The organism is Burkholderia sp. LMG 13014 (assembly GCF_905232215.1).
Taxonomy (GTDB): domain Bacteria; phylum Pseudomonadota; class Gammaproteobacteria; order Burkholderiales; family Burkholderiaceae; genus Burkholderia.
In genome coordinates this window covers 1-24,903 of sequence record NZ_CAJNKE010000041.1, presented here as the reverse complement: position 1 = coordinate 24,903, position 24,903 = coordinate 1, and the positions used below count along the sequence as shown (strand labels likewise).

The window sequence follows — 24,903 nt, the reverse complement described above, 5'->3', positions numbered from 1 at the left end:
TCGTCGTCTGCGTCAGATGTGTATAAGAGACTTCTCGTGGAGCGATCCGACGCGCTGCCGCTATGACGAGCAGCGCTGGATCAGCGCGAAGTCTCGCTCCATCGGACGCTGCGCGCTGACGGGGCAGACGATTCACACCGGCGATGCGATCTACAAGCCGCAGTGGCGCGGCGCGAACCGCCCCGCGAACTACTGGGAGGTGATCCTCGCGCCCGAACTGGACCGGTTCATCGTCAGGCTGGCCCATTCGTGACACTGGAACGGTGTGCCCCATCCGGCGGACACTGCTTTTTCGCGGCTGAGGAATCTTGATAAGCACGTTCACGACACGCGACGGCGTTTCGATTCACGACAAGGGTTGGGGAGCGGAGCGCCCGGTCGTGTTCGTTCTCGGCAGGCCGTTGATTGCGGACATGTGGGACGTCCACAGATGCATCACCTCGCGTCGAACGGTTTTCGCGGCGTCACCTGGGATCGACGCGCCTTCGGACGGTTCGGCCAGCCGTGGACGGGCTACGGCTACGACACACTGGCGGCCGATCTCGCGACGCTGAACGAGACGCTCGGGTTGCGCGACTGACGCTCGTCGGCTTTTCAATGGGCGGCGGCGAAGTGGCCCGCTACATCGGCCGGCACGGCACGCGACACGTCGCGAAGTCCGCGGTGGTCGGGTCGGGGACGCCGCTGGCCGCGCCGCGCGACGACCATCCGGAAGGCACTGACGTGGCCGCGTCCGACGGGATTCGCGCGGGTATCGTGGCCGGCCGGCACGCTCACTCCATCCATTTCGACCCGAGCACCAGGCCGCAGAAATTCGTACGACGATAGTCCGGATCGCAGCGCTCAAGCACGTCGGCGCAGGCGTTACCGAACGCGGTGGCGTGGCGATGCGCGGTGCCTGCGGCGAGCGCCTCGAGGAACAGCTCCTTGAAACACGGGCCACGCGGCCACGCGTTCACGATCTCGTCACGTTCGGACCGGCTCACTTCGTCGAAGTGCCGCGCAAAGAGATCCGTCTCGATGCCTGCGCCAAGCAATGCCGTCAACGGTGTCATGTACGGGTGAATACCGAAGGTCGTGTGCAGCGCGATCGCACGCCATACCTCGGCCGCATCGGCGGCCGCGACGCCGTATCCTCCGAGGAATGCGTGCGCGACATTCGCACCGTCGATTTCGAAGCGCCGGCGCGAATGCCGGTAATGCTCCGTCAGCCCGAAGTTGTGGAACAGCGCGGCGACGTACAGGAGCTCGGCGTCGATTGCGATGTTGCGATGCAGCCCGATGATCGATGCAAATGCGAACACACGCATCGCGTGCCGGACCAGGAGTTCCGGTTCGCTGGCGCGCACGATCACGGCGGCCTCCCGTGCGATCGGGCTGTCGGGAATCCGGATACCGGCGATACGGTTGCCCATGGTCGTGTTCCTTGCGGCGCGACGGCAGTCGCTCGACACTCGCGTCGTCGAAGTATCGTCTCGCGTTGCGCTGCTGAATGTCCTTAGCGGAGCCTGAATCGTCCTGAATGGAAAAACTGACCGATCGTCAAGTCAGGAATCGGTTCCGGTAGGGTTTTCACGTCGTTTTTACTTGGCGGTAAACGCCAATCATTCAATTTGCGACGTCGATTGAATCGGCCAAAAAATGAAATCAGAATTAGTGGTCGTTTTATCGTATGAAACGAGTTCATGGATGAATTACTGTTTCGCGCATTGCATGAAATACGGGACGTCGTCGCCCGCCGTGCTGGGTGGGCTTCGGAGGTCGTGGTTTTCATCGATTCAAAAAATTTGCACTTTCAGTTCTGATAATTTGAATCATTTTGCAACGTAAATGCCGTAGCATTGGCGGTAAATCGATGTCATTTTTGACAGGGCATCGATGAATGAAATCGATTAAAGATTCCCATGATCCGGATCGGAACGCTTCACGTTTTTCTTGACAGACGTGAAATTCGCGCGAACGGCAAACTGCTGCGTATCGGCAGTCGTGCATTCGAAATTCTCGAACTTCTGATTCGGGCGAACGGTGCATTGGTGCCGAAAGACGAGATCATGCAGCGCGTGTGGCCGCACACGATCGTGGAGGAGAACAACCTGCAGGTGCATATCGCCGCATTGCGCAAGGCGCTGGCCGACGACCGGAATCTGATCATCACGGTACCCGGACGCGGCTATCGGCTGGTCGGCGGGCAAGCCGAAGGGTCGGTGCCCGTGCGTCCCGCGACATCGCGGCTGGCGCCCACGCCCACCGCACTCGTCGGCCGGGAGCAGACCGTCGCCGACGTACTTGCGGCACTCGACACGGCGCGCGTCGTGACGCTGGTCGGTGCGGGGGGCATTGGCAAGACGCGGGTCGCGATCGAAGCCGCGATGCGGGCCGAGGCGAGCTTTCCGGATGGTGCCGCGTTCGTGTCGCTGGCCACGGTGGCCTGTCCGCAATTCGTACCCGACGCGCTTGCGGGAGCGTTCGACATCGTCCAGCCGGCCGGATCGTTGACGCTCGAAGCGGTGCTGGCGAGCGTCGCGCATCGCCGGATGTTGCTCGTGCTCGACAATTGCGAGCATCTGCTCGACGCCGCCGCGCAGATCGCGACCGCGCTGACCGAATCCGATGCCGGGCTGTCCGTCCTCGCGACCAGCCGCGAGGCGCTGCGTATCCAGGGCGAACGACTGTGTCCGATCCCGCCGCTCGAAGTCCCCGGCGAGGGCGCCGATGAAGGCGAAACCCTGAGCGCAAGCGCGGTGCAATTGTTCTCGGCGCGCGCGCGTGCCGCCGACCCACGCTTTCCGCTCGACGAACGGAGCCTGTCGCTGATGGCGTCGGTCTGTCGACGCCTCGACGGTCTGCCGTTGGCCATCGAACTGGCTGCTGCCCGTGCGGCCGTGCTCGGCATCGACGTGCTGGCAGCCCATCTTGACGACCATTTCAGGTTGCTGACCGGCGGCTTTCGCACGGCATTGCCCCGGCATCAGACGCTGCAGGCAATGTACGACTGGAGCTATCGCCTGCTCGGGGACGCAGAGCGCCTGCTGTTGCGATGGCTCGGGGTGTTCCGCGACAGTTTCTCGATCGACGCGGTGCGCGACATCGTCGGAACGAAGGGGTTGGCCGATGCAGAACTGCTCGACACGATCGCCGGCCTCGTGTCGAAGTCGCTCCTGAGCCTCGAGAATGCACACGGCGGGCCGCGCTACCGGTTGCTGACGACGACGCGCGCCTATGCACTGAAGCAACTCGAGAACAACGGCGAATGCGTGGCCGCAGCGCGTGCGCATGCGAACTACTTCCATACGTTGTTCCGGCTTGCACCAGGCAGCGACGATGGGTCGCTGGTCGAATCGCGGCTCGACGTGATTCGTCGCGAACTCGGCAATCTGCGCGCGGCACTCGACTGGGCATTTTCGCCGAACGGCGAGGCGGAGGTCGGCATCGCTCTTGCGGCTGTCGCGGTTCCGTGCCTGTTCGACCTGTCGCTCGTGGACGAGTGTCGCGAACGGGCGCGCGCGGCGCTCGATGCGATGCGGAATGTGGACGAGACGCGGGAGTGCGAGGATGCGCGCGTTCGTCTGCTGGCTGCCTACGCCGCGGCGCTCGCCCATACCGCGGGGCCGACGCAGGTCGTACACGACGCGTGGTCCGAAGTGCACGCGCTCGGGTTCGAGGCGGGCGAGGCCGAGTTGCCGCCGCGCGACGCGTAACGGCGCGCGCCGCCGACGAATTCAGAACGTTTCAGCCTGAATACAGGATCTGGCAGGTCGGCGCATCTACATTGCATGCTCAGGGACCGTCGGCGATGGACCGGCGTGCGCACAGGAAACCCGTTCGCACGGCCGCTCATCGATATCGCGACGCCGCTGAATACCAGCGCGGGGAGGCAGGCGGCGAATGTTCCGCCGCGGCGACTTCGCGCGCAACCGAACGACACCTGCATGAATCCTGCCCGGTCCGTCCTTGCAGCGCGTCAGCATCCCGTTCCGTCATGTTGAGCCTGTCCCACACGGTTGCCTATGGCGCGCCGATCGTTGTTGCCGACCTCGTCGCATGGCGGCTGCTCGGGCATGGCCGTTCCACGACGAAAGCGGTCTGGCGCTGCGCGTCGTTCGCCACGCTAACCTATGTGCTGTTCGCAACCGGCGTGAGCCCGCTCGCGGTCCCACCGTCGCCCGATCGATTCGACCGCCTGGCGATTCAGGTGATTGGTGTCGCATGGTGGCTACAGTTCGCGCTGGTGTTCAGCCTGATTCTGGACCATCTGCTGCTGCCGCGCGCGTGGCGCAACCAGCGGCTGTTTCACGACATCGCCGCGGGCGCCGTGTTCGGCGCCGCCGCGGTAGCCGCGCTCGGCTACGTCCTTGGACTGCCGCTGAGCGGCGTGGTCGCGACGTCGGGTGCGATGGCCGTGATCCTGGGTCTGGCGGTCCAGAACACGCTGAACGATATGTTCTCGGGCCTCGTCCTGAATACCACCCAGCCGTTTCGTCTCGGCGATACAGTGTCCATCGGCGATCTGGAAGGGCGGATTGTCGAAAGCAACTGGCGCGCGACCAAGATGATCAACAGCCTCGGTAACCTGGTCGTCGTGCCCAACAGCGTTGCCGCGAAAGCGACGATCGTCAATCTGAGCGAACCCGTGAACGTGCACGGTGTGACGCTGACGGTCGAGATCGATCCCGAGGTACGGCCAGCCGTCGTCGTCAATGCGCTCGATCGGGCTGCCGCCAGTTCGTTGGAGGTGCTGATGAATCCTGCACCGGTGGCGGTCGTCAAGGCGTTCAGGGCCAACGCAGTCGAATACGAGCTCGTCTGTTATGTCGACTCGCTGGAGAAAAAGGGGGGGGTCCGTAACCGGCTCTACGATTTGGCCCACCGGCATCTGGCCGCCGCGGACATCGCGTTGCGCCCGCTTGCGGGGTCGGCCGCGGCGCACCGTCCGGTGTCGCGCGGTCAGCGGCTGCTGCGCGCGGTCGAACTCTTCAAGCAACTCGACGACGCCGATCTGGCGGTGCTGGCCGATGCGCTGGCATCCCGCGTTTTCCACAAGGGCGAGGTGATCTACGCATCGGATTCCGATTCGCGCCTGCTGACCATCGTCGGGGCCGGCGTCGCGTCGGTGTTCGTGCCGAGCGCCACAGGCAACATCGAAGTCAGGCGGATGGCGCCCGGCGATGCGATCGGCCAGTCCGTCGTTCTGGCTGGAACGCGTCTTCATGCGAGCGTCTACGCCGTGACCGCCGTGACGGTCTATCAGTTGAGCAGTCGCGACCTGTCGCCGCTGATTGCAAGGAAACCCGAACTGGGACGGTTGATGTGCGAATCGCTCACCGAGCACATCGCGACCGAGGAGAAGATGATGATCCCGCCGGCTGCGAAGGCGCATGCGTCGTTCAGCCTGATCGAGTGGCTCGAGAAGGAGATGAAGCGTCTTCACGATTCGTTCGGTTGACGCGATGGCAGATTGCTTGGGGGAAAGACGGGGCGAGCTGTGCGGCCCGACGCCGGCGACATGGGCGCGGCCACCAAGCGCACGTCCCCTGTCGAGGCTATTGCGTGCCGCTCGCGTAGAGCAAGCACGTTCCGGATACGGGAGCGCGCCCGAGCGGCGGAATCAGGCAAATGCGGTGAACCGGTCGACGAGATCGGGGAGCGCGAGTTGATCGACCCACCAGTGCAGCGCGCGTCCGGCCTCGTCGCCTCGCCACGCAATATAGCAATGTGTCGTGTCGCGCATGCCGGTCACCTGGCGTGCGACGAGCTTCCCCTGCGCGATCGCGCGTGCCGCGATGCAATCCGGTAGCGTGCCCACGGCGAGCCCTTCGCACTGCGCGGCCAGTTTCGCGGCGAGGGTGGGTACCGCGAGATACGGCTGCCCGGCATCGATGGCGACCGAGCGCGGCTGCAGTTCGCGGGAGGTATCGCTGATGACGGCGCCGCGATACTCGACGACCGACGCCATCGACAGCGGCTCGGGGAGTGCCGCGAGCGGATGGGTGGGGGCGACAGCGAACACGTGCTTGAGCGTGCCGATCGGCCGCGCAACGATGTTCGGCAGTTCCGGTGGCTCGCCCGCCGCGCCGACGACGAGATCCGCGCGGCGCGAAATAAGCGCATCCCAGGTGCCGCCGAGCACTTCGGTGGACAGCCGCAGCCGGGTGTTCATCTCGAGTCCGTAGAACGTGTGCACGTAAGGCCACAACGCCTCGAACGGTAGGATCTCGTCGATACAGATGCGAACCTCGGTTTCCCAGCCTTGCTGCGCACGCTGCGCCTTGAGTTCGAGCTGTTCGGCCGCATGAAGAAGCCGGCGACCCTCTTCGACGACTACGCGACCCGCATGCGTGAGCTTCGCGCGGCGTCCGCTGCGGTCGAACAGCGCGACGTCGAGGTCGCTCTCGAGCTTTTGCACGAGATAGGTCAGTGCGGACGGCACTCGGTGCAGGAGCTCCGCGGCTTCGGCGAACGTGCCGGTGCGGTCGATCGCATCCAGTGCTTCGAGCGCTTCGAATGACAGCTTCATAGTGAATTCCACGGGGGGCGTCGGGTTGTCATGTTATCGCCAAGACCCGTCGAGTCCAATACGATTTGGAACAATTCATCCGCGTACCGGAAACGGACAGCGGGACAGGTCTTCGATAGCGTCCCGAGCTTCAATCTTCATACGTACCGGCTTGCCGCGCCACCGACGGCTGGCACCTGCCACGGAAGCCGGGCGCGCGGCAGTTGGCGCGCCCGAATCAGGTCAATCGAGATGAGTCACGTCGGTGTCAACGGCGGGCGCTTCGCCGCGGCATTGGATGCATGCGCGCCGGGCAGGGGCCCGAACATGTGCTGGCTGCATTTCGCTTCACTCCACGCTGCTCCCAGTCGGGTCCCCGAGAGCATCCGGCGTGCGAGTGGAACGATCTGTTCGCCGGCAAGGATGCCCAGCAGGCCGACCAGCGCGACGGTAGGCGGCGCCGGCGATTGCACGCCGATCAGGTAGTAAACGATACCGGCGAGAATTCCGGATAATAGCGAATAAATATACGGTTTCATATAACCAATATAAGCGAATGACAACCGCGTGAAAAATGCGGATAACTACCGACGAATACCGGGCGAGCGCCGTGCGTCAAGCCTGTCACCAGCGTATCAGGTCGCCCTGATCGCGGCGATTGAATTCAATTGATTTAAGATCTTTTAAGGTGCCGTTTTGGGTATTTTATTAATTGGAATGATTAAGTGGCGCTACCATGAATTTGCGTATTGAATGACACGGGCTGGCAGGCGAACCTCCCGGCACAGCGCATTGGGCGCCTCCCGGCGTGGTCGGCGAGGCAGGTTTTATTTTTCTCCGCGTCAAAGGACATCACCGTCATGAGCAATCCGAAGCTTGAAGTACTCACCCCCGGGAACAGCCAGCTGATCTTCATCGACCAGCAGCCGCAGATGGCTTTCGGCGTCCAGTCGATCGATCGTCAGGCACTGAAGAACAACGTTGTCGGGCTCGCGAAGGCTGCCAAGGCGTTCAACATTCCGACCACGATCACGACGGTCGAAAGCGAAAGCTTTTCGGGTCACACCTATCCCGAGCTGCTCGACGTGTTTCCGAACCAGAAGACGCTTGAACGTACGTCGATGAACTCGTGGGACGACCAGAAGGTGCGCGACGCGCTGGCCGCCAACGGTCGCAAGAAAGTGGTCGTCTCCGGCCTGTGGACGGAGGTCTGCAATACGACGTTTGCGCTCTGCGCGATGCTCGAAGGCGACTACGAAATCTATATGGTCGCCGACGCATCGGGCGGCACGTCGAAGGATGCGCACGATTTCGCGATGCAGCGGATGGTGCAGGCCGGCGTCGTGCCGGTGACGTGGCAGCAAGTCCTGCTCGAGTGGCAGCGTGACTGGGCACATCGTGAGACTTACGACGCCGTGATGGCGATTGCGAAGGAGCATTCCGGCGCGTACGGGATGGGCGTGGATTACGCGTACACGATGGTTCATAAGACTGCACCGCGCACCGCGACGCCGCACGAGTCGCTCGGCCCCGTGCCGGCGAAGTGAGCGTCGCCGATCGCCACTGACGATGCCGTTGCCGCGTGTTCCATGTAAGCGCATGACATCGGCGATACGCAAACGCGGGCGGCGGAACGTGTTCGATACACGGATGCCGCCCGCAGAACGTTTGCAGAGGCGTACGGCCTGCCATTCAACTTGTCCGAGAAATTGATCGTATGGAACCTTACTTGGTTTCGCTTGGTGCGGGCTTGCTGATCGGTGTCATTTACAGCGTGATCAAGGTTCGTTCTCCCGCACCGCCGCTGATTGCCCTTGTCGGGTTGCTCGGCATGGTGATCGGCGTGCAGGCTATCCCCACTCTCAAACAGCTCTTTGGCTTCTGATCGAAGCAAGGTGACGCATATGACCGCAACCGAGACCCAACCGGATCTGATTCTCCACAACGGAAGGTTCACGACCCTCGACCGGGCGAACCCCACCGCGACAGCGGTGGCAATAGCAGCCGGCCGCTTCGTCGCGGTTGGCAACGACGCGGACGTCATGCCACTCGCCGGGCGTGCGACGAAAGTCGTCGACCTCGGCGGCCGCGCCGTGCTGCCGGGCCTGATCGACAACCACTGCCACGTGATTCGCGGTGGGCTGAACTACAACATGGAGCTGCGCTGGGACGGCGTGCCTTCGCTTGCGGTCGCGATGGAGATGCTCAAGCGGCAAGTCGCAATCACACCCGCCCCGCAGTGGGTGCGCGTGGTCGGCGGCTTCACCGAACATCAATTCGTCGAGAAGCGCCTGCCGACGATCGACGAGCTCAATGCGGCAGCGCCCGATACACCCGTGTTCATCCTGCACCTGTACGACCGCGCGCTGCTGAATGCCGCGGCACTGCATGTGGTCGGCTATACGAAGGAGACGCCGGAGCCGCCGGGCGGCACGATCCTGCGCGACGCCGCGGGCAACCCGACCGGCCTGCTGCTCGCGAACCCGAACGCGACGATCCTCTACGCGACGCTCGCGAAAGGGCCGAGGCTGCCGTTCGAATACCAGTACAACTCGACGCGCCACTTCATGCGCGAACTGAACCGTCTCGGCGTGACGGGCGTGATCGACGCGGGCGGCGGGTCACAGAACTATCCCGACGATTACAAGGTGATCCGCAAGCTGCACGACGCCGGCGAGATGACGATCCGGATCGCGTACAACCTGTTCACGCAGAAGCCGAATGCCGAAAAGGAAGACTTCGTGAACTGGACGAAGAGCGTCAAGTATCACGACGGTACCGACTATTTCCGCAACAACGGCGCGGGCGAAATGCTGGTGTTCTCGGCAGCCGATTTCGAGGACTTCCGCGTGGCGCGCCCGGATCTGCCGGCGCAGATGGAAGACGATCTCGAAGGCGTGGTACGTGTACTGGCGCAGAACCGCTGGCCGTGGCGCATGCATGCGACCTACGACGAAACCATCAGCCGCGCGCTCGACGTGTTTGAGAAGGTCAACAAGGACATCCCACTTGCCGGTCTGAACTGGTTCTTCGATCACGCGGAAACCGTTACCGAAAAATCGATGGACCGGATTGCCGCGCTCGGCGGCGGCATCGCGGTGCAGCATCGGATGGCTTACCAGGGCGAGTATTTCGTCGAGCGCTATGGCGCGCAGGCGGCCGAAGCGACGCCGCCCGTTGCGAAGATGCTCGCGAAGGGCATCAAGGTCTCGGCCGGCACCGACGCAACGCGCGTCGCGTCATACAACCCATGGGTGTCGCTCGCGTGGCTCGTGACGGGCAAGACGGTCGGTGGCCTGCGGATGTACCCGCAGCGCAACCTGCTCGATCGCGAGACCGCGCTGCGCATGTGGACCGAGTACGTGACCTGGTTCTCGAACGAGGAAGGGAAGAAAGGGCGTGTCGCGGTCGGGCAGCTCGCCGATCTGGTGGTCCCGGATCGCGATTTCTTTACGTGCGCGGAAGACGATATCGCCGACACGACCGCCTTGCTGACGGTGGTCGGCGGGCGGATCGTGTGGGGCGCGGGGCCGTTCGCGTCGCACGATGCGCCGATTCCGCCCGCGATGCCCGACTGGTCGCCCGTGCGCGAGTACGGCGGCTATGGTGGCTGGGGCGCCACACAGCGTAACGGCGCGCCGCTGCAGCGCGCGGCCGCTGCTGCGATGTGCGGCTGCGCGAGCGCCTGCAACGTACACGAGCATGCGCATGCGAGCGCGTGGGGTAGTGCGTTACCGACATCGGACGCGAAGGGCTTCTGGGGCGCATTCGGTTGTTCCTGCTGGGCGATCTGACATGTCGACGACAACCGGCCGGTGCAGCCCCGGGTGGATTCGTGTCCTGCTTGCGCAGCCGTGGGTCGGCGCGCTGGTACGACTCGCGCTGGTGTCCGCCTTTCTGATCGGAGGAGTCAACAAGGCGATGCACTTCGGTGATGCGCGCGCGGAGCAGGCGCATTTCGGCTTGCACCCGCCCGCGCTCTGGGCTGCACTGGCGGTTTTCGTCGAGATCGGCGGTTCGCTGTGTGTGGTATTTCGCCGGTTCACCTGGATTGGCGCGGGTGGACTCGGCTTGCTGACCGTCGTCGCGATGCTGGTCGCGAACGACTTCTGGAACCAAACGGGCGTGGCGCGCTTCATGGCGCTCAACAGCTTTTTCGAGCACCTGGGGCTGATTGCGGCGCTCATCCTCGTCACCATGCTCGGCGATGTCCAGCGTGAGGAAGGAGACGGGCGCGCCTGATCGTTTGGACGGCACGTTGAAACCAGAAGGAGGTTCGGTCATGAAGAAGCATTGTTTGACTTGATGATGGTGAGCGGCTTCGTCGCCGTGCCCGCTTCGTTCGCAATGCCACCCAAGCCCACCACTACGCTCGCGGTCGATCCGCAATATGACACGCCGCACGCCTACGTAGCGCCCGAGGACTTCGACCGCTTCACCGACAGCAGCGTCGCGACGTTCGGCGGTAACAAGTCGAAGCAGGGCGTATTCCAGGTGACGCCGACATGCTCAGCTATGGTTACTTCAACATCGCCACAATCTGTTCAATCGAAAAGCGCTTGCGCTTCATGGCAAACCTCCTCCTGGTTCAGGGTCAAGTTTGCGGGAAAGCTAGCTCTCGGAGCGGTCCAGGATTCCTAAGAAGCCAGTTCAAAAAGACCCTCGAGGGGCTGTTGACTTCGCCGGGGACCTGTTAACCTCAAGCATCTGAGCAACGAGATCATGAGGAATGCAAGCGCCGATCGTTGATGACGAATTGTGGATACTCATCGAATACGGATTCAACCCGTCGATGCAACGAATTGATGAAATCGCTCAGCCGGTGTATCGAAGTCTAGCGTCTTTCGCGGACGCTCATTGAGCCGCCTGGCTACGCCGTCGCCCTAGACCTTTCCGACCAGTTTGGAAGTTGTCGCGCAGCCCGCGGTGTTCTTCAGTACCCAGTCCGGATAAGTCATGGTGCGGTGCGTCTTGTACACGTCGACGCGAAAGCCGGGGAAGCGGTCGAGTAGCGCCTTCGTGCCGGGCGTCAACTGGTCGGCGTACGTTGCTTGATTCGCTTTGGTGATCGATTCGATCGGCTTGTCATCCTTGAACGGATCGGGATAGCGGCCGCTGCCTGGTTTGAAGTCGGCGGGGATCTTGAGGTCCTTCACGCCGCCTGTGTACGGTGGGATAGAGCTGTCCGCGCTGCCGGTTTTCTTCGCGCCGAATTCGGTTAGCTTCTCGCCGCCCAGTTCCTTGGCCTCGTCGGCGCTGATTGCGGCGAGCACCGGCCCACTAGCGGCTACTGCCATCGCCATCGTTGTCAGTACCATTGCAAGTTTCATGCTTGTCTCCAGAATATGTGTCAAAGAAATCCTAGCGGTGCGAACGACCTTTTATCCGGCGCTCGTCGGCGTCCGTGGCAGAGGGCGTGGCATGGCCGCCCGTCAGAATGAAGAAGAGAACGTCAGCGAAACCCAACCTTTGTCGTTGTAGAAATACGGACCGTTACCCGTTGCGTAATACGACGGGCCGCCGCTCGGCAAACCATTGGCGAGACCGAAGTTGGTCTGGCCGCCTGCCTGCGAGTGATAGCCGTTGTATTGCAGCGTGATGTTGTATTTGTTCTGAATCAGCGCGTGCGGGCCGAAGGTGTAGATCATCGAACCCTGATTGGTGCCGCCCAAACTTGGCGTATTGCCCCACAGGCCGTACTGGGTGAACATCGGCGCATCGATATCGACACCCGGAAAGACCTGCAGCCATTGCGGATCGAATTGCACCGCGAGCGCAACTGAATTGTTGGTGGAACAGCCGGCCCACTTGCTGCCGCTCGGACATTCGGCCGCGTTGCCTACGCCGTTATAGAGCGCGCCGTTGCTGGTGGTTCGGACCTTCTGCGTGAAAGCTATTTCAGCCAACGCGGTACCGGTGTTTCATAACCGCGTGCGCGACAATCCCGCCAGTACGTTGCCGATCACGTTGACGACGTCGCCGCGCGCACCCTCCCGGCCTTGCAGGTTGCCGGGACGAGGGCCGGTTCCGCTGTTCAACGCGGTGTTATGCCGATACGACACATCGAGGCCGGTGCTGAAATCGCCGATCTGTCTGTCGAGGCTCATGACGTAGAGTTTCACGTTCGAGCCGTAGGCCAGGTGATAGTTGGCGGCGCCAGTCGTCGGGTTCACGCCGAGCAGCACCCACGGTTGCGTTTCCGTCAAGTTGCGGTAGTAGAAGCCCAACGTGCCGCCGAGCCATTGCGGGGTCCAGGTGACTTTGGCGCCATAGTCGTTATGAAAGCCGTTGTTCGGCTTGATGGCGGCGCCGCGTGGAATCGTTTCCTCCAACAGGTTCGGTCCCTGGAAGCCGAAGTCGACCGTACCCAGATAGGTGCCGCCTTCAGGCAGGTGGTTGGCCGATCCAGGGTACCTATTCGGCATCGGCGGAGATCACTGAGGCAACTACAGCCGGTTGCGTCGAATCGTCGAGCTTTGGCAGCCAGACGAAGGCGATTGTCACAAGCGTAACGCCAACGACAAGCATCGGCACCACCATCGGCCAAGCGCCTAACTGATGATGCGGGTCGACGAAGGTTGCCGCCGTTTGGCCAATGCAGAAAGCGAACAACATCATGATGAAGCCGGACCATGACACGGCACGACCTGCAAGGTGCGGCAGACCGCTCACTGCGCCTGCCTGTCCGCAAGGTTGGTGGATCCCGTGGCCGAGACAATATACCCCGTGTCCCAATAGCAGAGGCCACGCACTCCAGGGAAGCAGCAAGCAGCCGAGCGCCTGGATCACGGCGCCAGAGAGGCTCAGCGTCGCGCCTTGCCGCACGGTGCGAAGCATGCTCTGGCGGTTTAGCAGTCGTCGGCATCCATACGTGCTCGCAACGTAGACCAAGGTGCCGAACGCGGGTATCCAGCCGTATAGCGGAGGCGATATACCGAGATATCCGATGTAGATCGCCGGCGAGAGCAACAGAAAGCAGAACATGCCGGTATAGGTCGAGGCGGCCACGAGTGCCCACACCCTGAATGTCGCGCTGGAGAAGATTTCCCGTACGTCGCCGGCAGGTCGCTGGCCCGCATCTCCCTGCTGACGGGATTCTTCAAAACCGCGCCAGCACATCGCAAGCAGCACGGAAGCATACAGGCTCATGCCCGCAAGGACCCACCGCCAACCTGCGTGTTGGGTCACATATGCGCCAAGGATCGGCGCGACACACGCCATCATCCCCATCCCCGTGAATCCGCGCGCCATCACATGTGGCCCATCGTTGGTCGGATATCGATCGCGCACCGTCGCACGCGCGCATACCAGGATCGCGGCCATCGCAAACCCCTGAAACGCGCGTGTCACAGTCAACATCACAGCGGTCGCAGCGAGCGCGGCACCCAGCGCAGCGACCGCGTAAAGTGCGAGGCCAGTCAACAGCACCGGCCGACGGCCGAAGCGATCGGACAGACTGCCCATCGGCAACTGTCCAATGCCGAATGCCAACGCAAAAACCGTGAGGCTGATGCTGGCCGAGCCCAGCGTTGCGGCGATTTCGGGCAGCGCCGGCAGGTAACTGTCAGTCGCTACCGGCTGCGCCGCCAGCAAAAGCGGTAGCAACAGTGCAAAGTCAATGGGAGCGCGGCGGATCATTTGAGCAGTTCCGGGAAAGAACCTTTCCTGAATGGATTTGCGGCAGCTATGCCGCCAGCGCAATAGGGCGCAGGTACGTCGAGGCCGACCATTGCAGTCGCAATTGTTTTCCGGATGGTTCCAGGCACGGATACGACATCAGGCAGAATGATACCTGTCCGATCGGACAAGTTTCATGCGTACGCGCCTGTGACGATGAACGGCGCTGGCAGCGACGGCGCCGAAGCAGTTCGACACAACCGCGACTAGCGTTGAAGGGACCTTGATCCTCGCTCGTCCGACGTGCTGTCCGGTTGAATTGCCTGTGCACGCAGGCGATCGTATTCGGCCTTGTCGACCGGCTGTGCATTCGGCTGTCCCAGATCGTTCATGTGAATGCGATAGGTTTCCCGAGCGCTCAACGCGGCAATCGATGCAATCACGGTGGCGCCGAACGCGATTGCGCCCACGATCAACCAGACATTGGCAGCCCCGGGCGGAGCCACGGCCGTAAAGAGCGCCGGAAGCATCGCGGTGGCGGCGGTGCCGAGGTTCTGCGCGATTGCCATGGCCGAGACACGGGTGCGGGTCGGGAAAAGTTCGGGGTAGAAACTCGGGAACACCGCGTTGTAGCCCTGATAGACAACGCCCCACATCAGCAGCGACATCGCGAAAGCCAGCGGTACGCTCTTGATGCTGATCGCATAGAGGTAGGCGAACGCGAGCAGGCCCGACAGCAGCGCACCGAAAATGATGGGCGGTTTGCGGCCGATCTTGTCCGACAGGTTGCCGACGTACGGAATCACCAGCACCGCGACGATGTTGCCCACCACCGGAATCCAGAGGTAGACGTCCTTCGCGAAGCCGATGCCGTAGGCCGGCTGCACCGCGTAGGCCGCGCCGAAGATGGTGGCCACCACCGGAATCACGTTCATCAGCGCCATGCATACCACACGCAGCATGTCCGTCCAGCTGTACTTGAAAGCGTCGATTACCGGTGAACGAGGGCGGGACTGCTGCCGGATTTCCGCGGTGAAGGCCGGCGTCTCGTCCACCTTGCGGCGGATGATCCAGGCCGCGATGATGACCACGAAGCTGAGCAGGAACGGAATGCGCCAGCCCCAGCTGTTGAATTGCTCGGCCGGCAAGTAGTGGGCGAGTGGCAGGAACACGGCAGCCGCCAGCACCTGACCGGCCTGCACGCCCTGCAGCGTGAAACTCGCGAAAAAGCCGCGGCGTCCGAAGGGCGCGTGCTCCAGGATCATGGAACTGGCGCCCGAGATCTCGCCGGCCACCGCAAAGCCCTGCGCCAGGCGCAGGATCACCAGCAGTACCGGCGCCAGCAGCCCGACCTGCTCATAGGTCGGCAGCAGGCCTACCCCGATGGTCGAGAAGCCCATCAGGAACATGCACCAGAGCAGCACGGTCTTCCGTCCATGCGTGTCGCCGAGATGACCGAGCACGAAGGCACCGATCGGCCGCGATACATAACCCACACCGTAGGTGGCCAGTGACGCGATGATGGCGGTAGTCGCATTGCCCTTCGGGAAGAAGATCTGCGGAAAGATCAACGCCGATGCGGTGGCGTAGATGAAAAAATCGTAGTACTCGAGCACCGACCCGATCCAGCCGCTGGCGGCGGCCTTCTTCGACTGATGCTTGCCGCGAGGCTCCTGTGATGTGGCTTCGATCATGCTTGTCTCCATATATTGATATCGAGGGCAGATGGCAACGCGCCTGCGAGGAACCGACTCCTGCCCGAAGCTTCGGTTCCTTTTCACCCGACCGGGGCAACCGTCGCGGCCCTGCCTATGTCGGCCTTCGGCCGATCTGTTCTTGTGCAGCGTGACTCACGCTCGATCGATCGCCGAGGCGGCCGCCCGCAGGGCCAGCAGATAGCTGTCAACACCGAAGCCGCATATCTGCCCGCTGACGATGTCGGCGAAAACGGAGTGATGCCGGAACGGTTCCCTGGCATGTATGTTGGACATGTGCAATTCGACGATGGGGCAGGTGAGGATGGCCAGCGCATCGCGGATGCCGTAGTTGTAGTGGGTCCAGGCACCGGCATTGATAAGTACGGCATCCTGACGTTCTTCGAATGCGCGATGAATACGCTCGCACAGCAATGCCTCGCTGTTCGTCTGGAACGATTCCACCTGCGCGCCCAGCTCGGTCGCGAGCCCTTGCAGTCGCGCGTCGATCTCCGCCAGCGTGATGGTCCCGTACTGCGCCGGATCGCGTTTGCCGAACATGTTGTGATTGATGCCATGCAGCATGAGGATCTTTTTCATCGGGGTCTCCATCGCACATTCAGTCAAAAGGCACGGCAAGCCGATCGATCACCGAACTGGTCTCGGGACGTACGCCACGCCACCAGGCGAACGCTTCGGCCGCCTGCTCGACCAGCATGCCGACACCGTCCGCGATTCCGTGCACGCCCGCATTTTTTGCGAGTCGGAGAAAAGGCGTCAGACGCTTGCCGTAGGCGAGCTCGTAGGCCGTGCCGTCCGGACTGAACACGCTCGGCGGAACAGGCGGCAGGTCACCGGCCAGACTGGCCGACGTTGCATTGACCACCAGCTCGAAACGTCCCATCCGAGCCAGGTTCGCGTAGCTGCTGGCAACGAGCGGACCGCGCCCGGCGACCTGCGCGGCCAGTGCGTGCGCCTTGTCGACGTCGCGATTCGCGATGACCATCTCGGCCGGTACGGCGTCGAGGAAAGGCAGCAGTGCACCGCGGGCTGCGCCGCCCGCGCCGAGCAGCAGCACGCGTTTGCCGGCCATCGGGAGGCCGAGGTTGACTTCGATGTCGCGGACGAGCCCGATACCGTCGAAGTTGTCGGCCAGGATGCGGCCACCTTCGAACTTGAGCGCATTGGCCGCTCCCGCCAGTTTCGCGCGCTCGCTTCGTTCGTCCGACATCGCGAAAGCGTCGAGCTTGAACGGGGCAGTGATGTTGATGCCCTTGCCGCCGCTCGCGGCGAATGCCCGAACCACGCCGGCAAAGGCGCCGTCCGGCTCGACCGGTCCCTCGATGGCCGTATAGCTGATGTCCTGCCGCGTTGCTTGCGCGAAGAGGCGGTGAATCAGCGGAGATTTCGTGTGTCCGATCGGATTGCCGATCACTGCGTACTGGTCGGTCATCGCTGGCTCGCTTTTGAATAGAGGACGCCGTCGGCCTGCATCGCGTCGATTTCGGCCGGATCGAATCCGAGCGAATGCGCGACTTCGGCGTTGTGCTGTCCGAGATCGGGTGCGGTATCGCGAATCGTCGTATCGCAATCGGAGAACCGGAACGGCAGGTTAGGCAGGCGCAGCGTCCCATAGCGCGGATGCTGCTGCTCGACGAGCATGCCTCTTGCCTGGATCTGCGGATCGGCCAGCACCTCGTCGATGCGCTGCACCTTCGCGCAAGGAACGTCGATCTGATCCAGCAGTTCGAGTACCGACGCGACGGAACGGGCGGCCACCCACGGCTCGACCACCGAAAGAATCTCCGAGCGGTGCGCGTTGCGTCCGACACTGTCGTGAAATCGCGTGTCGGCACCGAAGCCCGGCGGGCCGCCGTGCGCTTCGATCAGCGCAGCGAAGCGTTTCCACGCGTCGTCGACTTGCGCGGCGATCACGAGATCGCCGTCCGCGGCACGGAACACGCCATAGAGCGTCGAGGTCGGCATGTCGTGCCCGGTCTGCTCGGGCAGCACGCCTTGCAGCGTATAGCACTGCACCGCGTATTCGTGCATCGACACCAGCGTGTCGTACAGCGCCATGTCGATGTGCTGCCCGCGATTGCTCTTCACGCGCCCCAGAAGCGCGGCATTTATGGCCGCCACCGCATGAATGCCGGTGTACATGTCGCCCAGCGAGATACGTAGCAGCGGCGGCCGCTCGCCCGGCGTGCCGACCATCTGCATGATGCCGCTCTTGGCCTCGGCGATCAGCCCGAAACCGGCACGATGCGCGTCCGGTCCGGTGTGGCCGTACGCCGAAATCGAGCAGTAGACGAGGCCCGGATTGCGCGCCGACAGTTCGGCATAACCCAGCCCAAGTTTGTCCAGCGCGCCCGGTCGGTAATTCTCGATGAACACGTCCGCCGAGTCGCACAGTCGCTGCATGAATGCCTTGCCGCGCGCGTCCTTCATGTTGACGCTCACGCCGCGCTTGCCCATGTTGAGCTGCAGGAAATAACCGCTTTGCTGATCGTCGAGCACGGTCGCGTGCTGGCGTCCGGCGTCGCCGGTGCCGGGACGCTCGACCTTGATCACTTCCGCGCCGAGTGCCGCGAGGCACCGCCCGACATAGGGGCCGGCGAGGAAATGGCTGTAGTCGACGACGCGAATGCCTTCGAGGGGACGGGCTTGCATCAGAACGCTCCCGGACGGCGCGGCACCATCAGGCGATGTTCGCCGCGTTGAACGACCTGGCCGTCCTGATTGATCAACTCGGAAGGCAGCACGACGATGCCCCAGTCGGGGCGGCTCTTGCTTGCCCGCATCGAGCCGACGCGGAATTTGACGTGCAGCACGTCGTTGACCTTGATAGGCAGGAGAAAGTCCCACGTCCAGCCGAGCGACATGCCCGGCAGAAAGCGGTAGTCGCTCTGCGTCTTCAGGCCGTCGGCGATGGACAAGCCGAATAGCCCGTGCGCGACGAGGCAGCCGAAGTGGCTGGCATTCGCGTAGTCCTCGTCCACGTGGACGGGCGTATGGTCGCCGGTGAGATCGGCGTAGGCGAGAATGCGCTCCTTCGTCACCGTGTAGTTCGGACTCACGCATTCGTCGCCCTCACGGGCGTCATCCCAGTATTTCTCGACGATCGTCATGGTCACGCCTCCGCGCGCGGGTTGATTGCCAGTGCCTGCGCGACGCATGAAGCCGGCCTGGCCTGGATCAGTTCGACGGCGAGCCCGTCGGGCAAGCGAAGCCAGTTGCGCCCCTGCGGCATCTCCGTTACGCCGAATCGTTGTGCCGCGGCCAGCGCGGCCTCCAGGTCTTCGCACATCACGCCGAGATGGGCGAGCCGGCCTTCCGGGCCGTCATGTTCCGGCGCGTGGATGAACTGCAGGCCGCCGAGCGTCCAATACTGCCGGGGCGCGTCGAGCGTTCCGTCCACTTCGCGCAGGGTCATGCCGAGGACTTCCTCGAAGAAGCAGATGTGCCAGCGGATGTCCTTCACCCAGATCGCAACGTGTTCAAGATAGGCTTTCGGGGCATTCATGCGTCGACCTCCTCGCGTTGGCGATCGGCCATCGCGCGCTCGAGCCCCTTGATGCAGGCGACGAGCGTCGCATTGACCGGGGTCGGCACGCCGTAGCGCTGCCCCCACCGAACGACTGAACCATTGATGAAGTCGATCTCGGTGATCGAGCCTTTCTCCAGGCTTTGCAGCATTGAGGTCTTGAAGGTCGCGGGCAGCCCCTCGGCGGCGAGCGTCCATGCCTGTTCGGGATCGGTCATCGACAGCTTCACGCCGGCTGCCTGCGCCGCCGCCATCGCCTCGGCCACGGCCGCGAGCGACGCTGCCTTCAGCAGCGGCTCGTCGTAGAGCTGCCCATAGGTCAGACCAGTAACGCCGGTCAGCGCGCCCGTCGCGACGTTCACCAGCAGCTTGTCCCACATGGTGCCGACAATGTTGTCGCTGATCGTCGTGGCAAGGCCGGCGGTATTGAACGCGTCGGCGATCGCCTGTACACGCGGCGTGATGCGGCCGTCGAGCTCACCGATATAGGTGTACTTGCCGACCACGCCGGACTCGATATGACCCGCGCCGCGCAGTACGCCGCCGACATAGGTCTTGCCGGCGAGCACGCGCTCGCGGCCGACGACGTCGGCCAGGAGGTCCTCGTGGCCGAGACCGTTCTGCAGCGACAGCACGAGCGTATCTGGCCCCACCAGCGCTTGTGCGCCGCGCATGGCCGTCTCGGTATGGAACGACTTGACCAGCACCACCACCAGATCGGCTGCACCGACTTCGGCCGCTTGCGTCGTCGCATGGACGCGCACTTGCCGGGAGCCGCCGGTGTCGTCGACCCGCAGGCCGTCGCGACGCATCGCTTCGACGTGTGCGGGAGAGCGGTCGATCAGCCAGGTCTCGTGACCGCCTTCGGTGAGGGTGGCACCGATCGCACAGCCCAGTGCGCCGGCGCCCAGAATCGCAATCTTCATTGGTTTTTCCTGTCGACCAGAGTTAACGCTATGTCGTCCGGAGCTAGTGCTTCAGCACTTACTTCGGTCCAATGCAAAGCTGACGAATAGCTGCACGATAGGATTCGGCGCTCACGCTGGCAATGCAATGACTACAATGGCGTCATTGCCATGGACAATAATGCGATGACGTCGACCGACCTTCCCGACCTGAAGCTGCTTCAGCTCTTCGATCTTCTGTACGACGTGCGAAGTGTCACGCGCGTGGCCGAGCAGCTCGGTCAGAGCCAGCCGACGGTCAGCATTTGGCTCGGGCACTTGCGGGAATACCTGCACGATCCATTGTTCATTCGAACGCCGGGCGGAATGGCGCCGACGCCGCAGGCCGATGCGCTCATCGGGCCGTGCAGGGAAATTCTCGAGTCGCTGAGACGGTTCACCGCATGGGAGATCGCATTCGATCCCGCCACGGCGCAGCGACGATTTCGCATCTGCATGACCGACGCGAGCCACGTCACACTGCTTCCGCAGCTGCTGGCGCATGTCCACGCGGCGGCGCCCGGCATCCGGCTGGAAGCCGCGCGGTTCGACGGCAACACGGAACGCGCGCTTGAATCCGGCGAGGCCGATCTCGCGATAGGCTATGCCCCGTGGCTCGGCGGCAGCATTTATCAGCAGCAGTTGTACGAGCAGGACTGGGTGTGCCTTGCCAACCGTCGCCACCCCAGGATCCGTACCCGACTTGGGGTGAAGCAATATTGTGCGGAGGGACACGTGGTCATCACGGCGGGCACCGGCGCGCAACTCCTCGAGCAGGCGCTGATGCGGGAACGCATCGACCGTCAGGTCGTGCTGGAGTTGCCGGGATTCTTGGGGCTGGGTGCCATCATCCAGAGCACCGATCTGATCACGACGCTGCCACGTCACATCGGCGAGACGTTGGCTCGGGCCAGTGACCTGGTGGTTCACTCATGCCCGATCCCGGTGGAAGGCTTTGCAGTCCGGCAGCATTGGCACGGCCGGTATCATCACGAAGCGGGGAATCGCTGGCTGCGTAGCGTGGTGATTCAGTTATTTGGCGGTTCGCGCTGACGCAATGCGAGCGTCGGTTGACTCGGGAGATGTATCGAGCGCTCTACATTGAGTCCGACGATTCTCCGTGATGGGATGCCCGCTTGATGGACTCGTGCCAGGGTGAATGACTCCGAACGTTGCGCTACTTCTGCAAATTGTAAGTTTGTGCCGGAGATGGCCAAAAAGGGAGCAACTTTTCTTGAAAAAGCGATTGCAGCCGATGAGGATTTCGGAACTAACCGAGATCTTCATCGACCCACGTTGCATTGGGCTAAGAGACGGCACAAAAGCGAATCAGATCCGTCCCGACCACACGTCGTCGCTGAGTTCGTCGGAAATCGTGCCTGAGAGGCGCCGACGGACACTGTGATGTGAAGGGCAGCTGCTGCAGCAGGCGAGCTCGTTCTGGCTCGATAGCTGGCAACGGACTGGTTGCGCCGTTTGCGCGCAGCTTGGGGCGACGTCGTCGTCGTTCGGATCTACGACGCTGCGCCGTGGGCGTCAAAGGCAATCTGAACTCTTTGATTAATAAATATATTATTTACGGGTCTGACCGAAGAGTCTTGTCGCAGCTAGATCGACCTACACCGGTAAACTGCATCGAAATCAAGGGCCTCCCGACAACCATCTCAGCAACTTGGCATAATTAACATTCTCGTCGGACGGGCATGCTAGCATCGTGGCGGCTTCTAGGGAGCGTCCCGAATGTAACTGAGCGCGTGAGGGCAGCTTTGGGGGCATTTTGGCGTGAAACTGCTCGGCGTCCCTTTGCCATCAGGGCGTTGCGGCCGATATTGGATTGCCGCTGAGCCCAATATGGGCAGGATTGTGGGTAGGAGGCTATCTGCAACTGCGGGAGTCTTATCTGGCGGGTCTGCGCGAGCGATGGTTGTAGTCTGCTGCCTTCCGCCAATCGCCGTGAACGCGGCAACCCCGTCCACGGCATCACAGCCAGATAAACCTGCACGAACCCGTTCGTCGAAGCTGCGCTTCGTGCGCGACCGTGAGCGAACGCATGTCGTGGCGCCTGCACGGGAGGTCGTCTACGCTCGTCTGCAACCCGGCGCGTCGCATCCTGCCTGACGCCTGAGCGTCGAACGATGTTGGAAAACCAGGACGTCGGTCCGCCCGGCTACACCGGCGCCGCGCTGTCCGGCGCGCGGCCGGGTTCCGCGCGCACACGTGGCGCATGCAACGTGACGCTGCAGCCGACGTCGACGTCATCGAAGCGCAGCGTCATCCCGTGCATCGTCGCGATCGCGGCAGCAAGACTGAGCCCGAGGCCGCTGCCCGCCGTGTGGCGGCTCGTCTCCGCGCGATAGAAGCGCTGTAGCACCGCCTGCCGCTCATCCGGTGCGATGCCCGGGCCGTCGTCGACGATCGTGATGCCGATGCCCGTCGAATCGCGAAACGGCTGGATCGACACGTGACCGCCGTCCGGCGCGAACTTGATCGCGTTGTCGACGAGATTGGCCAATGCCTCGAACAGCAGGTTGCGGTCGCCCCGCAATTCAAGCGAAACATCCGACACGCGCCGATAGTCGAGCGTAATGCGTTTGTTCTCGGCAGTCGGTTCGTAGTACTCGACGACATCGTTGGTGACGGTGGCGAGATCCACGACGGAAAAATTCTGCTGGCGCGCGTGCGATTCGATCTCGGAGATGCGCAACATCGCATTGAAGGTGTGCAGGATACTGCCGGCCTCGGCGATCGTGTCGTCGATTGCGGCGCGATAATCGGCCTCGCTGCGCGCGCGCCGCTGCGCACGTTCGAGCCCCGCGAGGAGGCGCGTGAGCGGCGTACGCAGGTCGTGTGCGATTGCGTCGCACACACCCTTGACCTCGTGCATCAGCCGCTCGATCTCGTCGAGCATGCCGTTGACGACGTGCACGAGCCGCCCCATGTCGTCGTGTTTCGTATGGACCGGCAGGCGCTGGCTCAGGTTGCCGGACACGATCTCCTCGATCGATCGCGTGACGGCGTCGAGCCGCCGCACCGCACCGACGCCGACGAACGCCGCGCCGACGAGCCCCGTCAGCAGCATCAGCAGCCCGGCTGTCGCGAGCACGTGCAGCAGTTCCTCGTCGAAGTGGTCGAGTTCGCGCGTGTTCTGGCATTGGATCGCGGTGCGGCCGTCCGGCAACCGCGTGGCGATGCAGCGGCCCGGAACGCTGTGTTCCCCGCTCACGGTCAGCCGCATCGAGAAAGGCTTGTCGAACACCGGGATCGGCGGCCGGTCGCCCATGTAGCCGCCCGCGACGTGCTTGCCCTGCGCGTCGAACAGGCCGAACGGCCGCTGCTGGCGCGGATCGAACTGACTCTGGTGCATGAAGCGCGCGGCGAGGTCGGCGTTGGCGTCGCGCACGATCGCAGCGTGTTCGCGCACGAGCCAGTCGTCGACGCGCTCCGTCTCGAAGCCGGTGATCTCGACGTACAGGTACGCGAACAGCACCAGCGACACGATGCCGAACATCGCGAGGAACAGCGTCGCGAGCCGGAAGCTGGTGGTGCGGTGGAGGTCAGTCAGTTGCACGAAGCGTATATCCCGAGCCGCGTACCGTCCGGATCAGCGACAGCGCGCCGGTCGGATCGAGTTTCTTGCGCAGGCGGCTGACATGCACGTCGATCACGTTGGTGCGCTCGTCGAGCCGATAGCCCCAGACGGCCTCGAACAGCATCGTGCGGCTCACGGTCTGGTCGGCATGCCGCATCAGGAATTCGAGCAGCAGGTATTCGCGCGGCAGCAGCGCGACCGGCCGCCCGGCGCAGGTGACTTCGCGCGTCAGCAGGTTGAGCGACAGCGGCCCGACCTGGTAGGCGTGCTCGGCGCTGGCGGGCGCGTCGCGCCGGCGCATCAGCGCGTCGAGGCGGGCGGTCAGCTCGATGAAGTCGAACGGCTTCGTCAGGTAGTCGTCGCCGCCCGCGCGCAGGCCGCGCACGCGCTCGTCGACCGCGGACAGCGCGCTCAGGATCAGCACGGGCGTGGTCACGCCCGCGCTGCGGATCGCCGCGAGCATGCCGAGCCCCTCGAGGCCGCCGGGCAGCATCCGGTCCAGCACGATCGCGTCGTACTGCTTCGCGACCGCGAGCATGAGGCCGTCGCGGCCCGTTCGCGCGGATTCGACCGCCCAGCCGTAGTCGGTGAGCGCGGAGACGATTTCGTCGAGGGTCTGATGATCGTCTTCGACGACCAGGAGTGTGGGCATCTGGGATCCGCCAGGGAAGGTGCATCGGCTCGCCGGCCGCGCGCAAAGCGTAAACTAGGCGCTGGCAGTATGTACCGGCTTGTCCAACATCCGGTTCGCGCCAACATGAAATAAATTTAACCTAATTCGTTCCAGCATGCGGATCCTGATCGTCGAAGACGACGCGCGCGGCGCGCAGTTCATCGCGCGCGGCCTGACCGAGAGCGGCCACGTCGTGGATACGGCGGGCGACGGCGCGCTCGGGCTCGCGCTCGCGCGCGAGGGCATCTACGACGTGATCGTCACCGATCGCAAGCTGCCGGGGCTCGACGGCATCGAGCTGGTGCGGCGCCTGCGCGAGCACGATCGCGCGACGCCGGTGCTGATG

At 63.3% G+C, this 24,903-nt stretch carries 23 protein-coding genes and 3 pseudogenes; 11 read left to right on the top strand and 15 right to left on the bottom strand.

Features of this window, described 5'->3' with window-relative positions:
• Both JYJ84_RS08135 and JYJ84_RS08130 read left to right on the top strand, forming a co-directional pair.
• Positions 1-253: DUF3331 domain-containing protein (locus tag JYJ84_RS08135; RefSeq protein ID WP_205189158.1), on the top strand; the 253-nt coding region annotated here is incomplete at its 5' end.
• A gap of 58 nt (positions 254-311) precedes the next feature.
• Positions 312-795, top strand: a pseudogene (locus tag JYJ84_RS08130) (alpha/beta fold hydrolase); the annotation flags it as partial.
• On the opposite strand, the gene JYJ84_RS08125 reads toward JYJ84_RS08130, so the two are convergent.
• On the bottom strand, positions 774-1,415 hold the full coding sequence (locus JYJ84_RS08125) for an HD domain-containing protein (protein ID WP_175221477.1): 642 nt from the start codon (positions 1,413-1,415) through the stop codon (positions 774-776). The pseudogene JYJ84_RS08130 and the gene JYJ84_RS08125 overlap by 22 nt on opposite strands.
• A gap of 489 nt (positions 1,416-1,904) precedes the next feature.
• Between JYJ84_RS08125 and JYJ84_RS08120 the strand changes: the two genes are divergently transcribed.
• Complete coding sequence (locus JYJ84_RS08120; RefSeq protein WP_175221478.1) at positions 1,905-3,698, top strand: winged helix-turn-helix domain-containing protein; 1,794 nt, start codon at positions 1,905-1,907, stop codon at positions 3,696-3,698.
• 281 nt (positions 3,699-3,979) lie between these two features.
• Positions 3,980-5,443, top strand: a complete 1,464-nt coding sequence (locus JYJ84_RS08115; RefSeq protein WP_175221602.1) for a mechanosensitive ion channel family protein — start codon at positions 3,980-3,982, stop codon at positions 5,441-5,443.
• Positions 5,444-5,605: 162 nt separating this feature from the next.
• Here the strand turns inward: JYJ84_RS08115 and JYJ84_RS08110 are convergent, their stop codons facing one another.
• Positions 5,606-6,514 carry a LysR family transcriptional regulator gene (locus tag JYJ84_RS08110; protein ID WP_175221479.1) on the bottom strand — a complete coding sequence of 303 codons (909 nt, stop codon included), beginning with the start codon at positions 6,512-6,514 and terminating at the stop codon, positions 5,606-5,608.
• 236 nt (positions 6,515-6,750) lie between these two features.
• Complete coding sequence (locus tag JYJ84_RS08105; RefSeq protein WP_175221480.1) at positions 6,751-7,032, bottom strand: XapX domain-containing protein; 282 nt, start codon at positions 7,030-7,032, stop codon at positions 6,751-6,753.
• Positions 7,033-7,353: 321 nt separating this feature from the next.
• On the opposite strand from JYJ84_RS08105, the gene JYJ84_RS08100 reads away from it, so the two are divergent.
• From JYJ84_RS08100 to JYJ84_RS08080, 5 genes and pseudogenes are all read left to right on the top strand, one after another.
• Positions 7,354-8,040, top strand: coding sequence for a hydrolase (locus JYJ84_RS08100; protein WP_175221481.1), 687 nt, complete (start codon positions 7,354-7,356; stop codon positions 8,038-8,040).
• A 170-nt stretch (positions 8,041-8,210) separates the two neighbouring features.
• On the top strand, positions 8,211-8,378 hold the full coding sequence (locus tag JYJ84_RS08095) for a DUF1427 family protein (protein ID WP_175221482.1): 168 nt from the start codon (positions 8,211-8,213) through the stop codon (positions 8,376-8,378).
• A gap of 19 nt (positions 8,379-8,397) precedes the next feature.
• Positions 8,398-10,287: an amidohydrolase gene (locus JYJ84_RS08090; protein WP_175221483.1), complete on the top strand. Its 1,890-nt coding sequence runs from the start codon at positions 8,398-8,400 to the stop codon at positions 10,285-10,287.
• 1 nt (position 10,288) lies between these two features.
• Positions 10,289-10,735 (top strand): DoxX family protein, encoded by a 447-nt coding sequence (locus JYJ84_RS08085; RefSeq protein WP_175221484.1) that lies wholly within the window; start codon positions 10,289-10,291, stop codon positions 10,733-10,735.
• Between the two features lie 66 nt (positions 10,736-10,801).
• Positions 10,802-11,005: pseudogene (locus tag JYJ84_RS08080) on the top strand (glyoxalase); the annotation flags it as partial.
• 371 nt (positions 11,006-11,376) lie between these two features.
• Here JYJ84_RS08080 and JYJ84_RS08075 read toward each other — a convergent pair.
• The 10 genes and pseudogenes from JYJ84_RS08075 to JYJ84_RS08025 form a co-directional block, all read right to left on the bottom strand.
• Entirely contained in the window at positions 11,377-11,823 is a 447-nt protein-coding gene (locus JYJ84_RS08075; RefSeq protein ID WP_175221485.1) for a DUF1329 domain-containing protein, read from the bottom strand.
• 102 nt (positions 11,824-11,925) lie between these two features.
• Positions 11,926-12,918 (bottom strand): annotated as a pseudogene (locus tag JYJ84_RS38485) (DUF1302 family protein).
• On the bottom strand, positions 12,908-14,131 hold the full coding sequence (locus tag JYJ84_RS08060) for a Bcr/CflA family efflux MFS transporter (protein WP_175221488.1): 1,224 nt from the start codon (positions 14,129-14,131) through the stop codon (positions 12,908-12,910). The pseudogene JYJ84_RS38485 and the gene JYJ84_RS08060 overlap by 11 nt, the downstream one beginning before the upstream one ends.
• A 245-nt stretch (positions 14,132-14,376) precedes the next feature.
• Positions 14,377-15,804 (bottom strand): MFS transporter, encoded by a 1,428-nt coding sequence (locus JYJ84_RS08055; RefSeq protein WP_175221489.1) that lies wholly within the window; start codon positions 15,802-15,804, stop codon positions 14,377-14,379.
• Positions 15,805-15,960: 156 nt separating this feature from the next.
• Positions 15,961-16,404, bottom strand: coding sequence for a type II 3-dehydroquinate dehydratase (gene aroQ / locus JYJ84_RS08050; protein ID WP_175221490.1), 444 nt, complete (start codon positions 16,402-16,404; stop codon positions 15,961-15,963).
• 19 nt (positions 16,405-16,423) lie between these two features.
• The gene (aroE, locus tag JYJ84_RS08045; RefSeq protein WP_175221491.1) at positions 16,424-17,257 is read right to left on the bottom strand and encodes a shikimate dehydrogenase; all 834 of its coding nucleotides are present in this window, start codon (positions 17,255-17,257) and stop codon (positions 16,424-16,426) included.
• On the bottom strand, positions 17,254-18,477 hold the full coding sequence (locus tag JYJ84_RS08040) for a CaiB/BaiF CoA-transferase family protein (RefSeq protein ID WP_175221492.1): 1,224 nt from the start codon (positions 18,475-18,477) through the stop codon (positions 17,254-17,256). Before JYJ84_RS08040 ends, aroE begins: the two co-directional genes overlap by 4 nt.
• On the bottom strand, positions 18,477-18,935 hold the full coding sequence (locus JYJ84_RS08035; protein ID WP_175221493.1) for a MaoC family dehydratase: 459 nt from the start codon (positions 18,933-18,935) through the stop codon (positions 18,477-18,479). The genes JYJ84_RS08040 and JYJ84_RS08035 overlap by 1 nt, the downstream gene beginning before the upstream one ends.
• A gap of 2 nt (positions 18,936-18,937) precedes the next feature.
• Positions 18,938-19,330, bottom strand: a complete 393-nt coding sequence (locus JYJ84_RS08030; protein ID WP_175221494.1) for a VOC family protein — start codon at positions 19,328-19,330, stop codon at positions 18,938-18,940.
• The gene (locus JYJ84_RS08025) at positions 19,327-20,277 is read right to left on the bottom strand and encodes a ketopantoate reductase family protein (RefSeq protein WP_175221495.1); all 951 of its coding nucleotides are present in this window, start codon (positions 20,275-20,277) and stop codon (positions 19,327-19,329) included. Before JYJ84_RS08025 ends, JYJ84_RS08030 begins: the two co-directional genes overlap by 4 nt.
• A 150-nt stretch (positions 20,278-20,427) precedes the next feature.
• Between JYJ84_RS08025 and JYJ84_RS08020 the strand changes: the two genes are divergently transcribed.
• Entirely contained in the window at positions 20,428-21,348 is a 921-nt protein-coding gene (locus tag JYJ84_RS08020; RefSeq protein ID WP_175221496.1) for a LysR family transcriptional regulator, read from the top strand.
• 1,114 nt (positions 21,349-22,462) lie between these two features.
• On the opposite strand, the gene JYJ84_RS08015 is transcribed toward JYJ84_RS08020, so the two are convergent.
• Together JYJ84_RS08015 and JYJ84_RS08010 are read right to left on the bottom strand one after the other, a co-directional pair.
• Positions 22,463-23,863: a HAMP domain-containing sensor histidine kinase gene (locus tag JYJ84_RS08015; protein ID WP_174958454.1), complete on the bottom strand. Its 1,401-nt coding sequence runs from the start codon at positions 23,861-23,863 to the stop codon at positions 22,463-22,465.
• Positions 23,850-24,536: a response regulator transcription factor gene (locus tag JYJ84_RS08010; RefSeq protein WP_122949257.1), complete on the bottom strand. Its 687-nt coding sequence runs from the start codon at positions 24,534-24,536 to the stop codon at positions 23,850-23,852. Before JYJ84_RS08010 ends, JYJ84_RS08015 begins: the two co-directional genes overlap by 14 nt.
• A 136-nt stretch (positions 24,537-24,672) precedes the next feature.
• On the opposite strand from JYJ84_RS08010, the gene JYJ84_RS08005 reads away from it, so the two are divergent.
• A partial coding sequence (locus JYJ84_RS08005; protein WP_205189157.1) for a response regulator occupies positions 24,673-24,903 on the top strand: 231 nt, incomplete at its 3' end.

Bases quoted from the DNA above. Each gene is read 5' to 3' on its own strand.
- JYJ84_RS08125 (WP_175221477.1), bottom strand. From the start codon at position 1,415: ATGGGCAACCGTATCGCCGGTATCCGGATTCCCGACAGCCCGATCGCA.
- JYJ84_RS08120 (WP_175221478.1), top strand. From the start codon at position 1,905: ATGATCCGGATCGGAACGCTTCACGTTTTTCTTGACAGACGTGAAATT.
- JYJ84_RS08115 (WP_175221602.1), top strand. From the start codon at position 3,980: ATGTTGAGCCTGTCCCACACGGTTGCCTATGGCGCGCCGATCGTTGTT.
- JYJ84_RS08110 (WP_175221479.1), bottom strand. From the start codon at position 6,514: ATGAAGCTGTCATTCGAAGCGCTCGAAGCACTGGATGCGATCGACCGC.
- JYJ84_RS08105 (WP_175221480.1), bottom strand. From the start codon at position 7,032: ATGAAACCGTATATTTATTCGCTATTATCCGGAATTCTCGCCGGTATC.
- JYJ84_RS08100 (WP_175221481.1), top strand. From the start codon at position 7,354: ATGAGCAATCCGAAGCTTGAAGTACTCACCCCCGGGAACAGCCAGCTG.
- JYJ84_RS08095 (WP_175221482.1), top strand. From the start codon at position 8,211: ATGGAACCTTACTTGGTTTCGCTTGGTGCGGGCTTGCTGATCGGTGTC.
- JYJ84_RS08090 (WP_175221483.1), top strand. From the start codon at position 8,398: ATGACCGCAACCGAGACCCAACCGGATCTGATTCTCCACAACGGAAGG.
- JYJ84_RS08085 (WP_175221484.1), top strand. From the start codon at position 10,289: ATGTCGACGACAACCGGCCGGTGCAGCCCCGGGTGGATTCGTGTCCTG.
- JYJ84_RS08075 (WP_175221485.1), bottom strand. From the start codon at position 11,823: ATGAAACTTGCAATGGTACTGACAACGATGGCGATGGCAGTAGCCGCT.
- JYJ84_RS08060 (WP_175221488.1), bottom strand. From the start codon at position 14,131: ATGATCCGCCGCGCTCCCATTGACTTTGCACTGTTGCTACCGCTTTTG.
- JYJ84_RS08055 (WP_175221489.1), bottom strand. From the start codon at position 15,804: ATGATCGAAGCCACATCACAGGAGCCTCGCGGCAAGCATCAGTCGAAG.
- aroQ (WP_175221490.1), bottom strand. From the start codon at position 16,404: ATGAAAAAGATCCTCATGCTGCATGGCATCAATCACAACATGTTCGGC.
- aroE (WP_175221491.1), bottom strand. From the start codon at position 17,257: ATGACCGACCAGTACGCAGTGATCGGCAATCCGATCGGACACACGAAA.
- JYJ84_RS08040 (WP_175221492.1), bottom strand. From the start codon at position 18,477: ATGCAAGCCCGTCCCCTCGAAGGCATTCGCGTCGTCGACTACAGCCAT.
- JYJ84_RS08035 (WP_175221493.1), bottom strand. From the start codon at position 18,935: ATGACGATCGTCGAGAAATACTGGGATGACGCCCGTGAGGGCGACGAA.
- JYJ84_RS08030 (WP_175221494.1), bottom strand. From the start codon at position 19,330: ATGAATGCCCCGAAAGCCTATCTTGAACACGTTGCGATCTGGGTGAAG.
- JYJ84_RS08025 (WP_175221495.1), bottom strand. From the start codon at position 20,277: ATGAAGATTGCGATTCTGGGCGCCGGCGCACTGGGCTGTGCGATCGGT.
- JYJ84_RS08020 (WP_175221496.1), top strand. From the start codon at position 20,428: ATGGACAATAATGCGATGACGTCGACCGACCTTCCCGACCTGAAGCTG.
- JYJ84_RS08010 (WP_122949257.1), bottom strand. From the start codon at position 24,536: ATGCCCACACTCCTGGTCGTCGAAGACGATCATCAGACCCTCGACGAA.